Below are 12,552 nucleotides of genomic sequence, written 5' to 3'. Positions count from 1 at the left end.
ACGATGCGGGCCCTTCTGACGTGCTGTCGCTACGCGGACTTCTCGACGCGCTTGGTCCTCGGCCGCGGGACGATCGTCGGCGCCGCGTTCTCGAGCACCGACTCGCGCGTGACGACCACGCGTGCGACGTCGTCGTCGGAGGGCACATCGAACATGATCGGCCCGAGCACCTCTTCCATGATCGCTCGGAGCCCACGCGCACCGGTCTGGCGGAGCACCGCGAGGTCCGCGATGGCCTCGAGCGCACCCTGGTCGAACTCGAGCTCGACCCCGTCGATCTGGAACATCCGCTGGTACTGCCGGACGAGCGCGTTCTTCGGCTCCGTCAGGATCTGCATGAGCGCCGACTGGTCCAGCTGCGACACCGTGGTGACGACGGGCAGACGGCCGATGAACTCCGGGATGAGCCCGAACTTGTGCAGGTCTTCCGGCAGGACGTCGGCGAAGAGGTCCTGCTGGTCGAGCGGGCTGTGCAGCGGAGCGCCGAAGCCGATCCCCCGCTTGCCGACCCGAGAGGACACGATCTCTTCGAGACCCGCGAACGCACCGGCGACGATGAACAGCACGTTCGTCGTGTCGATCTGGATGAACTCCTGATGCGGGTGCTTCCGACCACCCTGCGGCGGGACGGACGCGACCGTCCCCTCGAGGATCTTGAGCAGTGCCTGCTGCACGCCTTCGCCGGACACGTCGCGCGTGATCGACGGGTTCTCGGCCTTGCGGGCGATCTTGTCGACCTCGTCGATGTAGATGATCCCGGTCTCGGCGCGCTTGACGTCGTAGTCGGCGGCCTGGATGAGCTTGAGCAGGATGTTCTCGACATCTTCGCCGACGTAGCCCGCCTCGGTCAGTGCGGTGGCGTCCGCGACGGCGAACGGCACGTTGAGCCGCTTGGCCAGCGTCTGCGCCAGGTACGTCTTGCCGCAGCCCGTGGGGCCGATCAGCAGGATGTTGGACTTGGCGATCTCGACGTCGTCGCGGTCTTCGGCGGCGGTGATCTGTCCCTGCGCACGGATGCGCTTGTAGTGGTTGTAGACGGCGACCGCCAGGGCACGCTTCGCCGGGTCCTGCCCGATGACGTACTCCTGCAGGAAGTCGAAGATCTCGCGCGGCTTTGGGAGCTCGAACTCGCCGCTGCCGGTCTCGTCGCTCGCTTCAGCGAGACGCTCTTCGATGATCTCGTTGCAGAGCTCGACGCATTCGTCGCAGATGTAGACGCCGGGACCGGCGATCAACTGCTGCACCTGCTTCTGGCTCTTGCCACAGAAGGAGCACTTGAGGAGGTCCCCGCTCTCTCCGATGCGTGCCATGCTCCGGCCTTCCCTGGTTGACGTGCGCTGCAGTCGACGTGCACTGCAGTCGACGAGCACCACTGCTCGCGTGCACGAGGTCGTCGTGTTGTCGAGCCTAACCGCATCCGGTGACACTGACGGCGACGCCGTGCGCGTTTCCGGGCGCGCGTTCGCCCAGGGCGTGCAGTGCTGCTACGGTGATGCAGTCTTCTCTACAAGTTGTAGAACACCATCCGGAAGGAACCCCATGCAGAAGCGTCTCGCCGCCGGTGGCGCAGTGACCCTCGGCGTCGCCGCCGCGATCGTCCTCGGCACCGCGGCGTCCGCCAGCGCCCACGTCGAGGCGACGAGCACGTCGTCCGCCGCGGGTTCGTACACGACCGCGACCTTCTCCGTCCCGCACGGCTGCGACGGCTCCCCCACGACGAAGCTGCAGTTCCACGTGCCGTCCTCGGTGATCGAGGTCACGCCGACCGTGAACCCGAACTGGGACATCACGAAGGCGACCGAGCCCTACACGAGCCCCTCCGCCTCCGCCGACGACGAGACCGCCGCCGACGCCGGTGAGCGCGTCACGAGCATCACCTACACCGCGAAGACCCCGCTCCCCGCGGACGAGCGCGACACCTTCTCGCTGTCGTTCTCACTGCCGGACGGGAAGCCGGGCGACGTCGTCGCGATCCCCGTCACGCAGAGCTGCGAGCAGGGGTCGACCGAGTGGGACCAGGAGCAGAAGGCGGGCCAGGCCGAGCCGGAGCACCCCGCGCCCTCGATCACGCTGACCGCCGCCTCGACCGGTGACGACGACCACCACGCTGCCGCAGCCACCGACGACGCCACCGCGACGAGCACCTCGACGACGTCCCAGCCCGACCTCGTCGGCCGGTTCCTCGGCCTCGGCGGACTCGTCGTCGGCGCGGCCGGCCTCGTCGTCGCCGTCGCTGCGACCCGACGCCGCAGCGCCAAGTGACGACCGTCCGTCCGGCAGGTGGCCGGTCCCGGGCCTGGAGGCTCGTGGCCGGCACCGCGGCGTCCGTCGCGATCGCGGGCGGCGCGGTCCTCGGGCTCGCCGGTCCGGCGAGCGCGCACAACTACATGATCGCGTCGACACCGAAGGTCGACGGCACGCTGACGTCCCTGCCGGACGCGTTCGAGATCACCACGAACGACAAGCTGCTCGACATCGGTGGCACCGGGTCCGGCTTCGCCTTCCGGATCGTCGGACCGGACAAGCGCTACTACGAGGACGGCTGTGTCGCCGTCGACGGCCCGTCGATGACCACGAAGGCCGCGCTCGGCGCCTCCGGCAAGTACGAGGTCGAGTGGCAGATCGTCTCCGCCGACGGCCACACTGTCTCCGACGAGTACGCGTTCACGTGGAAGGCACCCTCGGGGTTCACGCCGGCGAAGGGCTCCGCGACGCCGCCGACCTGCGCGACCGCCGGGTCGTCGAGCTCGTCGGCCACCACGGGCACCGCCTCCGGCACGACGGACTCCCCGATGTCCGACGCGATCTGGATCGGCGCCGGCGGCCTGGTGCTCGTCGCCGCGGTCGTCGCCGTCCTGCTCCTCCTCCGTCGCCGCCCCGCCCCCACCGACGACGAGGACTGACCCCTGGCGCCCGACGCCTGACGCCCGACGCCCGACGCCTGACGCCTGACGCGACGCTGCCCGGCCTCCTGACTGGTCACAACACCCCGCTCAGCTCCGCCGACCGGTCGAAGCCCGTCGCTCGACAGCCCGCTGGGCGACATTTTCCGACCACTCGGCACCCAACCGGCGGCGTGTCGTGGCCGTTCGGCCGGTCTCGGGAGCACCGGGCCCCGGCACACCCTCCCCGGCACGCAAGAGGGCCCCCGCACCAGTCGGTGCGGGGGCCCTCTTCGTTCCCTACTTGACGAGTGCGGGGAGGTTCTTCCGGCTCGTCAGGACCTGGTCGATCAGGCCGTACTCGACGGCCTCGGCCGCAGACATGATCTTGTCGCGCTCGATGTCGCTGTTGACCTGCTCCGGCGTCTTGTTGGAGTGCTTCGACAGCGTCTCCTCGAGCCAGGTGCGCATGCGGAGGATCTCCGCCGCCTGGATCTCGATGTCCGACGCCTGGCCGCCACCCTGCTGGGTCGCGGGCTGGTGGATGAGGACGCGGGCGTTCGGCAGGGCCAGACGCTTGCCGGGGGTACCGGCAGCGAGGAGCACCGACGCCGCCGACGCGGCCTGACCGAGGCAGACCGTCTGGATCTGCGGACGGATGTACTGCATCGTGTCGTAGATCGCCGTCATCGCGGTGAACGAGCCACCGGGCGAGTTGATGTACATCACGATGTCGCGGTCCGGGTCCATCGACTCGAGCACGAGCAGCTGGGCCATGACGTCGTCGGCCGACGCGTCGTCGACCTGGACGCCGAGGAACACGATGCGGTCCTCGAACAGCTTCGCGTACGGGTCCTGCCGCTTGTAGCCGTAGGCCGTGCGCTCTTCGAAGCTCGGGAGGATGTACCGATCAGTGGGAGCCGGGACGTTCTGCGCGCCACCGAGCATGGGGAGATGCATTCTCGTTTCCTTTTCTTCGGTGGGGATCAGGACTGGGCGTCGGGGTCGGCTGCCGCGGTGGGGGTCTCGCCGTCGCTGACGGTCCCGCCGCCGCCGATGACCTCGGCGCTGGACGCGCGGAGGTGGTCGACGAAGCCGTAGTCGAGCGCTTCCTGCGCCGTGAACCAGTTGTCGCGGTCGTTGTCCTTGAGGACCTGTTCGACCGTCTTGCCGGTCTGCTCGGCGGTCAGTTCGGCCATCCGCTGCTTCATGTCGAGGATGACCTTCGCCTGCGTCTGGATGTCCGCGGCGGTACCGCCGAAGCCACCGGACGGCTGGTGCAGCAGCACGCGCGCGTTCGGGGTGATGTAGCGCTTGCCCGGCGTGCCCGACGAGAGCAGGAACTGCCCCATCGAGGCGGCGAGGCCGATGCCCACCGTGACGATGTCGTTCGGCACGAACTGCATCGTGTCGTAGATCGCCATGCCGGCGGTGATCGAACCACCGGGCGAGTTGATGTAGAGGTAGATGTCCTTCTCAGGGTCCTCGGCGGCGAGCAGCAGCAGCTTGGCTGCGATCTCGTTCGAGTTGTCGTCGCGGACCTCGGAGCCGAGCCACACGATCCGGTCTCTCAGAAGGCGGTCAAAAACACTGGGGTTCAGTGTCGCTTCGGCCATGGAAAAGCTCCCGTTCAGTTGTCGCTTGATGTCGAACTTATCGGTTGCAACGCGTCAGTTCGCGCCTGTTCGCTGTCGGCAATGCGGGTGGCCGGAAAAGCGGACGGGAGGCACGGTGCCAGCTGGCACCGTGCCTCCCGCGCGCTCTTCACATGTGCAACGCGGAGCGTTGCGTGGAGCCAGCGCCGACCGAGCTTGCGAGGTCGGTATCGGCGCAGTTGCTGCTACTCGGCGTCGGCCGTGGCCGGCTCCTGCGCGACACCCGCGGTGAACGCGGAGAGGTCGACGTCGTTGCCCTCGGTGTCCTTGACGGTCACCTTGGACAGGACCGTCGCGACGGCCTTCGAGCGAGCGACCTCGCCGACCATGCCGGGGATCTGCCCGTTCTGGTCGATGACCTTGATGAACTCACCCGGCTCCATGCCGTACTGCGCGGCGGCCTGGATCAGGTACTGCGTGAGTTCTTCCTGCGAGACCTGGATCGACTCCTTCTCGGCGATGGAGTCGAGGAGGATCTGCGAGCGGAAGGCGGTCTCGCTGGACTCGGCGACCTCCTTGCGGTGCTCGTCGTCCTCGAGGCGGTTCTCCTGCTCGAGGTGACGGTGCACCTCGTCCTCGATGAGCTTCTCCGAGATCGGGATCTCGACGTCCTCGAGGAGCTTCTCGACGAGCTTGTCGCGAGCCGCTGCGCCCTGACCGAAGGTCTTGGACTTCGCGATCTGCTCCTTGAGGTCACCCTTGAGCTCCTCGATGGTGTCGAACTGCGACGCGATCTGCGCGAACTCGTCGTCGGCCTCGGGGAGCTCGCGCTCCTTGACGGCGGTGACGGTCACGGCGATCTGTGCGGTCTCGCCCTCGCGGTCGCCACCGACGAGCGTGGACTCGAACGTGGTGGACTCACCGGCGGTGAGGGACTCGAGCGCCTCGTCGATGCCCTCGAGCAGGTCGCCCGAGCCGAGCTCGTAGGAGACGCCGGTGGCCGAGTCGACCTCGTCGTCGCCGATGGTCGCGGTCAGGTCGATCTGGGCGAAGTCGCCCTTGGTCGCCGGACGGTCCACCGTGACGAGCGTGCCGAAGCGGGTGCGCAGGTTCCGCAGCTCCTCTTCGATCTCGTCGTCGGAGACCTCGACCGCGTCGACCGTCAGCTCGTAGGAGCTGTAGTCGGGGAGGTCGAACTCCGGACGCACGTCCACCTCGAAGGTGAGGACGAGGTCGCCCGTGAAGTCCTTGACGTTCGGGAGCTCGGAGACGTCTGCCTCGGCACGGCCGAGGATGCGGAGCTCCTGCTCTTCGACCGCCTGGCGGTAGAAGGTGTCGATCGCGTCGCCGACGGCGTGGTTCAGGACCTCGCCGCGGCCGACACGCTGGTCGACGATCGCCGGCGGGACCTTGCCCTTGCGGAATCCGGGGATGTTGATCTGCTCGGCGATGTGCTTGTACGCGTGGTCGATGCTCGGCTTGAGCTCTTCCGGCGTCACGTTCACCGTGAGCTTGACGCGGGTCTCGCTCACCTTGTCGACGGTGCTGTTGGCCAAGGGGGGTTCTCCTGATGGTTGGCGGTGATGTGTCCTGGTCGGGGCGACAGGATTCGAACCTGCGACCTCCCGCTCCCAAAGCGGGCGCTCTACCAAGCTGAGCTACGCCCCGTTTGTCTGAGCCAGGGTGCTCGCGCACGCCGAAGGGGCGCACGCGACGCCGATGAGTCTAGCGGGGATGTGGTCCGCGGTTCCCGGGAGCTCGGGAGTCTGTGCGCAGACTCCGTCGCCAACGCACGCCGACGAGGACCTGTACCCCGAGTGCGGCGACCGCCAGGACGATGCCGAGGACGATCCGCCAGACGTGCAGGAGCGCGTGCGCCGGCTGGGTCTGGGGGTCGCCGAACAGGTCAGGGCGGAGCGACAGGACCACCGCGGCGAGCGTCACCAGGACGTAGGAGAGCACCCGGGAACGCTTGATCGTGCGCTGGGACGACTCGTCCGGTGGCAAGAGGACCATGAGGGGTGTGTTCGTCCGCTACAGTGGTGGGGCTGCGCTTCGTGCGCAGGCGCGGGGATGTAGCTCAATGGTAGAGCCCCAGTCTTCCAAACTGGCTACGCGGGTTCGATTCCCGTCATCCCCTCCGTTGTGGCTACTGGGAAGTAGGCCCGTCCCGGCAATGGGCCTGGAGGCCAAACCCCTCCGAAACCCCTCGCAGGAACGGCTTACTCGGGCTGATCCTGCGAGGTCGTGCGCTCGATGTCGATGGGCACCTCGGTGGAGCTCCCGGTCAGCTGGTCAAGGGTGTACGTCGGCTTCTTCTCTCCCACTGCTTGCGAGAAGGAAACCAACTCTGTGAGAACCACGTCGTAGACCTGATTGATCGTGGCGTGATCGAGTTGCGTGAGGGCACGGTCCGTCACGCGCCCCTCAAAGACCTGACCCGAGCGCAGGTCCCGGAGGCCGAACTGCTTACGTTGCACGTCAGCGCGGAAGAGACGCATACGGCCTCTGAGCAGCGCCACGTCGTCCGGAACGACGACGTTCAGGAGGCCCTTCAAGTCCTGTAGCTGGTCGGCGGAAAGCGCCACCTCGTTGTAAGACCGGGCGGCGTTGGCTACACCAAGCCGGACACTCCCACCGAAGTTTGCGAGATCAGTCACGAAGGTTCGGAAACTCTTCGCGCCTCGCGGCCGAAGCTCTGCAAGCGTGGTGACAAGCTCCTCGGGCTCTATGTCAACGGCCATGAGGTTCACAACCCGGGCCATAACCAAGGCGATCGGTGAGTCGCCGAACAGATCGTCACCGTCGGTGGCAGCAAGTTCAATCACAAAGCTCGCCGCCGCAAGCTCAACGACCTCAGTCTCAGTCTTATTCAAAACATCCTGAGCAATTCGCCCGCGCTGCGGCGGATCCGGATCAAGCTCAACGAGTCCAAGGTTGTCGAAGACACCCTGGGTCGTCGACAGCAATGCCCCTACGCGGCGCGTGGCAGCCTCTGTTCTGAAAACTTCCGGTAGGTCCAGCTCGATGCGGAAGCGCGCACGACCTTCCTGTCGGGCACGGCGCGCCAGCTCGGTGCCATCGACTGCCGGTTTCAGAGTCGCGGTCGGCAAGTCGAGCTGAAAGGCTTCTCCCGGCAGCCAGGACTCAGGCATGTCAGCGACCGAGATTTCACGAAGCTCGTCCTTTTCTGTCCCATCGAACGGCAAAACGACCTCGAAGACTTGCCCTTCGGGTTCGATGAATGCACGGCGAACCGGCCAAGCTCCCGAACGAACCATATCCAGCCGTCGCCTGCTCAATGGAACATACAGCCAGTGATCGACGCTTTCCCCTTGAGCGGCCCATTCGGCTAAATACAATTGCCCAGTCAAGGACACGGCGCTGAATAGCGTGGGACCCTCAAACTCGACGAAGATTTCTTCGTAGTCGAGTTCCCCCAACCACGTGTACTGTGGGATGCCAACCTTGAATTCAGGCAAAACGAGTCCAAGCCGTGTCATTCAAAGGCCGCCACCAACTGTGGTGGCTTGCGTTGCGGCCACTCGGAGTGTGCTTCATCACTCCGCTCCCTGTGATGTCACCGGAAACCACGGAGCGTGACCTCGTTGCACCCGACGCCTCGCGCAAGCGCAGCACCTCTGCCTCATCGTCGAAGACACTGCACGCGGATGCTTGGCAGTCCCGGCCCACGCTCCACGTGCGCCGCCGGAGCCCGAGCATCTCTTCTTCCATCCAGCTGCGGAAGTCTTCCTCGACCGGTGGGTTATTTGCAGCGAGTCTGTAGAACACGCCTGATGCTGGAACGGCATCTGTGGGTGGACAGCTCGCTGGGAACCACGCTGGCCACACCCCAGTACCCCCTCGTTCACGGACCGGTCGACAGACGTCGACGATTGCTCACGAGAGCATATCGGTACGGTTCGAGTTCGGGCTAGCACTGTGCCTCCTTCTGGGGACGAGCAACATTATTCAGGCATCCGCCGACAACCAGCTTTCGAAGCGGTTGATCTGACTCACGTAATCGGTCGGGTACAGGTGGCCGTAGATGGTGTCCGTCGTGGAGACGGACGCGTGCCCCATCCAGCGACTGACCTCGTACGGCTTGAAGCCTGCGGCGAGCATCAGCGAGGCGTACGTGTGGCGCAGGTCGTGGAAGCGCATGTGCTGCACGACGCCCGCCCGCTGGGCAGCTGGCACGAGGTAGTAGGCGCGCACTCCCCCGCAGTCGATGTTCCGGGACCAGTCGAGCCGGCGAGACCCGTTGCTGCGGGCTGGCCAGAACAGGGCGTCGGCGTCGCCGCTGTGCGGGTGCGCCAGCAGGTACTCGCGCAGGTCAGCGATGAGCGAGCGCGAGAGCAACGGCACGTTCCGGGTGGAGCGGGCGCTCTTGGGTGTGCCGACCTGCCACTCGCCGTTCACCCGGCGAATGGACTGCCGAACCTCCACGTGCCCGGCCGCGAGGTTGACGTCTCGGATGCGGAGACCTTGTAGCTCGGCGGCGCGCAAGCCGGTGCCCGCGGCGAAGCGGATCAGCAGTCCGTACGGCGCGAACTCGTCCAGTTCCTTGGCGAGCTGCTCCACCTGCGCGGCGGTGAGGAACACTGGAGCGAAGCCCTCGGCGTTGGTGGCACGAGGGATGTCCACGGCGTCGCACGGGTTGTGAGCGATCAGCCGGTGCCGCAGGGCGTACCGGAACACCTTGTTCAAGGCGATGAAGTGATTGCGCACGGTGGAGGACGCACGGCCGGAGGCGATGAGGTCAGCGACCCATGCCTCGACCTCTTCCGAGGTGATGGTCGAGATGCGCCGCTTGCCGAACGTTGGCAACACCCGCGCCTCGTACAGCTGCACGTACCCGGCGTAGGTGCTCGGCTTCAGCTTCGCGCGGGACGCCGCGAGCGACGCCTGCACCACTTCCTCAAAGCTCTTGCTGCGCCCCGCCAACGGCTCGGTCGTCTGCCCGTGCGCCTTCTGGTTCTCCACCGTCAGGGCGAACCGCTCGGCCTCGCGCTTGACCGTGAACGACCGCTGCCGGAACTTGCCGCCGTCACGCCAGCGGACCTCATAGGCTCGGCCGATCTTCCGCTCTACCTCTCTCACGTGCGCCATCAGGCCACCGCCCCGACGCGGGCGACCGAGTTGTACGCGCGCCGCACGACGGACTCACTCCAGGTGGTCAGCCCAGTTGGCGTCAGGTACTGCTCGTCGGTGAGCTCCGCCGCGATGGAACGGAAGCTCGCCCCTGCGTCCCGCGACAGCACGATGCGGCGCATCAGCCCGGCTGGGATGGCCGAGGGGCGTCCATTGCGCTCTCCGCGGCGGGCGCGTGCCGCGAGGGCATCCTTCGTACGGACTGAGATCATCTCGCGCTCAAGCTCGGCGAACGTCGAAGGTCGCGCGCTGACTTCCTCGAGGCAGCGACTGGGCTCGAGCTTCAAGTTGACTCCCGACTACGTGTCGAGCAACACAGACGGCATGGTCGAGTCAGATGCGCGCCGGGCCATCCATGTGGCTGCCTGCTCCGTGAAGGGCTTGAGGCGCCTGTACGCCGTGCGCGAGAAATCTATCTGCCACTGCATTTCGGCAGCACGCTTGAGGTCAGCATGGATGTGGATTGAGTTCCGTGCGCTGTAGATCTCTGCGATCTCGCCACCGAGGGCGGCGTCGATGATCCCGAGCGAGACGGCGGCGTCGACCTTCTTTTCGAAGCGGACCTTCGATTCCTGCGTTCGGCGAACTGCGAACTTCGCACCGATCACCTCCGCCGCGTCCGCAGTGTCGAGTGCACGGATCCTCATCATGAGGTGTTCCGGGAGCGGGCGCGCCACGAGCGCCGAGTGCTCCCGGAGCGCCTTCACCTGCGGCTCGTCAGCTGCGTTCACGAAGAGAAGATGATGGAGGCACGCCTCGTAGATGGACGCGTACTGCTGGACCTGCAGTTGCACTTGCGCGCGGAGCGCCCATGCATCGGAGAGTCTCAGTCCCTCCCAAAGCTTGTAGAGATACCTCGCTGCGAAGTACTCCTGACCGACTCGCGCCCGCAACTCTGCGTCATCCAGGAACGCAAACCGTGCAACATGCTCGTCGATACCACCGGCGAGATCTCCTCGGGCGTACGTGTCAACTTCCTCACGCGAGAGTTTATTGAGTGCCATTCATAAATGCTATCGAAGACAATCCCGCTCAGGGCTAGATTCGGTCGAGGGTCAGGAGCCACTGGCGTGGGGCATCGCGGTACTCGTCGGGCATCGCGTCGCCGGCGGCATCGATCGCCCGCTGCCAGCTCAGTGCCCGCGGCACGACACCGACCGTCTTCGCCAGCGCCACGATGTGCTGCACGTCGGGATCCTCGGCGACTCCAGGCTCGCCGAAGAACGTCTCGAGGTACGCGTCGACGGCTCCTGGCACGTCCTCCTGCCCGGCGACCAGCAGGCTGAGGAACGGGTGCGACACGCAGGCGTCACCCCAGTCGAACGGCACGGCGTCCCGCACGAACGCGTTGCCGTCGTGCAGGTCGCTGTGCTCGATCGTGGCCATCGGCAGCAGCTCGTCGAGCTCGGCCGCGGCGTCCCGGAGTCGCGCGAGCACGGCCGGGTGTTCCGGTGTCCACCGCGCGACGACCTCGGCTGCGACGTCGGGGAGCACCGGGAGCCGGAGGTCTGGCACGCCGGCGCGCACCAGGTCCTCGGCTGCCGCAGGCTCGGACGCCCACTGCAGCTCGGCGTAGTGCCGCATCACCTCACGCCACACGGTCTCGCGGTCCTCGGCATCGCGGACGATCGGTCCGCCGTCCGGCAGCAGGACGAAGGTCCCCTCGACGGCGACGGGACGCTGCACGTGCGGGACCCCGTGCAGCGCGAGCACGTCGAGGAGCGCCGGCTCGGGTGAGACGCCCTCCGGCGCGGACTTCAGGAACAGGTCGCCGTCGCCGGTGGTCACGCGCCAGACGGTGCTCCACGCGCGCCGGTGCACCTCCTCGACGCCGAGTACGTCGATGCCCAGCTCGTCGAGAGCCGACCGCGCCCACGTCACGGCATCCATCCCGGAATCCATGCGAGAACGCTACGGCAGCGCGACGGTGCTCGGCGGGAGGGCCACCGAGCACCGTCGGTCTCGGCCCCTACTTGTAGACCGCCGCCTGTCCGTAGAGCACGTTCGTGAACGACGACACGTACCCGCTCTTGTCCCCTCCAGGCAGGTTGTACGTCATGAAGACGCCGTAGCCGTCCGACTTCGTGCGCTGTGCCAGCGACACCGCGGTGGACTGCGGTGTGTTCTGGATGTCGACCGCAGCGGCCGACAGCGAGCTCTTGCCGAGGCCGGGGATCGAGGGCGCCGAGTACGTGCCGTAGTAGGGGTTCCACGCGTAGTTCAGCTTCGACCCGATGGTGCTGCTCGCCTTCGACAGCGACGACGACGACGGGCCGATGTCGTAGAACGAGATCAGCTTGCCGGGCATGTCCGCGCGCAACGCGGTGATGAGCCACCCGATGGACTGGTCGTTCGGCTGCGGGGTGCCGTTCGTGCCGTAGTCGGAGTACTCGTCGTCGAGGTCGACCCCGTCGAGCCCGTACTTCGTGACCGTGGCGGCGACCTGGGACGCGAAGTCCTGTGCTGCTGCCTGCGAGGGGAAGTTCGCGATCCCGGCTCCCTGGTGGTTGCCGAGGATCGACAGCGAGACCTTGATCCCCTTCGCCTGCAGCGGCTTGATCTGCGTCGCCGCGGCGTCGAGCGTCGCCTGCACCTTGTCGTTGTTGTACAGCACGGCCCTCGAGCCGTTCCAGTTGATGTTCGCGGCGAAGATGATCGCCACGTCGAACGCGTTCGCCCCGTTGGACAGCGTGTACCGCCCGACGTTCGACAGCTGGTCGTTGTTGACCTCGACGTAGGCGATGCTCGTCGGCCCGCTCTTGGTCGCAGCAGCAGCCGGAGTGGCAACCCCCGCGGGCGCCGCCGTTGCTGCCGTCGGCACGAGCGGTGCCGCCACCATCGCGGCGAGCGCCGCCACGATCCCGAACTTCATCGACTTCTTCATGTCACTCCTCTTCGAGTGTCGCGACGGCGGTCGCCGC

At 66.7% G+C, this 12,552-nt stretch carries 13 protein-coding genes and 2 tRNA genes; 3 read left to right on the top strand and 12 right to left on the bottom strand.

Going from position 1 to position 12,552, the window contains the following annotated elements:
* Positions 1-29: 29 nt before the first annotated feature.
* Complete coding sequence (gene clpX / locus QK288_RS08470) at positions 30-1,310, bottom strand: ATP-dependent Clp protease ATP-binding subunit ClpX (RefSeq protein ID WP_281267361.1); 1,281 nt, start codon at positions 1,308-1,310, stop codon at positions 30-32.
* A gap of 229 nt (positions 1,311-1,539) precedes the next feature.
* Here clpX and QK288_RS08465 point away from each other — a divergent pair, with 229 nt between their 5' ends.
* Together QK288_RS08465 and QK288_RS08460 are read left to right on the top strand one after the other, a co-directional pair.
* Positions 1,540-2,262, top strand: a complete 723-nt coding sequence (locus QK288_RS08465) for a YcnI family protein (protein ID WP_281267360.1) — start codon at positions 1,540-1,542, stop codon at positions 2,260-2,262.
* Positions 2,259-2,903, top strand: coding sequence for a copper resistance CopC family protein (locus tag QK288_RS08460; protein WP_281267359.1), 645 nt, complete (start codon positions 2,259-2,261; stop codon positions 2,901-2,903). The genes QK288_RS08465 and QK288_RS08460 overlap by 4 nt, the downstream gene beginning before the upstream one ends.
* A gap of 279 nt (positions 2,904-3,182) precedes the next feature.
* Here QK288_RS08460 and QK288_RS08455 read toward each other — a convergent pair whose 3' ends face one another.
* The 5 genes from QK288_RS08455 to QK288_RS08435 form a co-directional block, all read right to left on the bottom strand.
* Positions 3,183-3,842 (bottom strand): ATP-dependent Clp protease proteolytic subunit, encoded by a 660-nt coding sequence (locus QK288_RS08455; RefSeq protein ID WP_281267358.1) that lies wholly within the window; start codon positions 3,840-3,842, stop codon positions 3,183-3,185.
* Positions 3,843-3,868: 26 nt separating this feature from the next.
* The gene (locus QK288_RS08450) at positions 3,869-4,498 is read right to left on the bottom strand and encodes an ATP-dependent Clp protease proteolytic subunit (RefSeq protein ID WP_281267357.1); all 630 of its coding nucleotides are present in this window, start codon (positions 4,496-4,498) and stop codon (positions 3,869-3,871) included.
* Positions 4,499-4,722: 224 nt separating this feature from the next.
* Positions 4,723-6,033 carry a trigger factor gene (gene tig / locus QK288_RS08445; protein ID WP_281267356.1) on the bottom strand — a complete coding sequence of 437 codons (1,311 nt, stop codon included), beginning with the start codon at positions 6,031-6,033 and terminating at the stop codon, positions 4,723-4,725.
* Between the two features lie 35 nt (positions 6,034-6,068).
* A tRNA-Pro gene (locus QK288_RS08440) sits at positions 6,069-6,145 on the bottom strand.
* A 57-nt stretch (positions 6,146-6,202) separates the two neighbouring features.
* Positions 6,203-6,493 (bottom strand): hypothetical protein, encoded by a 291-nt coding sequence (locus tag QK288_RS08435; RefSeq protein WP_281267355.1) that lies wholly within the window; start codon positions 6,491-6,493, stop codon positions 6,203-6,205.
* A gap of 53 nt (positions 6,494-6,546) precedes the next feature.
* Here QK288_RS08435 and QK288_RS08430 point away from each other — a divergent pair.
* Positions 6,547-6,617 (top strand) — tRNA-Gly (locus tag QK288_RS08430).
* An 82-nt stretch (positions 6,618-6,699) separates the two neighbouring features.
* On the opposite strand, the gene QK288_RS08425 is transcribed toward QK288_RS08430, so the two are convergent.
* The 6 genes from QK288_RS08425 to QK288_RS08400 all read right to left on the bottom strand — a co-directional run bounded on the left by QK288_RS08425 (position 6,700) and on the right by QK288_RS08400 (position 12,515).
* The gene (locus QK288_RS08425) at positions 6,700-7,959 is read right to left on the bottom strand and encodes a DUF6575 domain-containing protein (protein ID WP_281267354.1); all 1,260 of its coding nucleotides are present in this window, start codon (positions 7,957-7,959) and stop codon (positions 6,700-6,702) included.
* 490 nt (positions 7,960-8,449) lie between these two features.
* Complete coding sequence (locus QK288_RS08420; protein ID WP_281267353.1) at positions 8,450-9,589, bottom strand: site-specific integrase; 1,140 nt, start codon at positions 9,587-9,589, stop codon at positions 8,450-8,452.
* Positions 9,589-9,918 (bottom strand): recombinase family protein, encoded by a 330-nt coding sequence (locus QK288_RS08415; RefSeq protein ID WP_281267352.1) that lies wholly within the window; start codon positions 9,916-9,918, stop codon positions 9,589-9,591. Before QK288_RS08415 ends, QK288_RS08420 begins: the two co-directional genes overlap by 1 nt.
* 12 nt (positions 9,919-9,930) lie before the next feature.
* Positions 9,931-10,635 (bottom strand): hypothetical protein, encoded by a 705-nt coding sequence (locus QK288_RS08410; protein ID WP_281267351.1) that lies wholly within the window; start codon positions 10,633-10,635, stop codon positions 9,931-9,933.
* A gap of 34 nt (positions 10,636-10,669) precedes the next feature.
* Positions 10,670-11,533: an aminoglycoside phosphotransferase family protein gene (locus tag QK288_RS08405; protein WP_281267350.1), complete on the bottom strand. Its 864-nt coding sequence runs from the start codon at positions 11,531-11,533 to the stop codon at positions 10,670-10,672.
* 67 nt (positions 11,534-11,600) lie between these two features.
* The gene (locus QK288_RS08400; RefSeq protein WP_281267349.1) at positions 11,601-12,515 is read right to left on the bottom strand and encodes an endo-beta-N-acetylglucosaminidase H; all 915 of its coding nucleotides are present in this window, start codon (positions 12,513-12,515) and stop codon (positions 11,601-11,603) included.
* Positions 12,516-12,552 lie beyond the last annotated feature (37 nt).

Source organism: Curtobacterium sp. 9128, from assembly GCF_900086645.1.
In the GTDB taxonomy this organism is placed as follows: domain Bacteria; phylum Actinomycetota; class Actinomycetes; order Actinomycetales; family Microbacteriaceae; genus Curtobacterium.
Note: the sequence above shows the minus strand (reverse complement) of the source record. Positions and strands in the feature narration are given on the sequence as shown.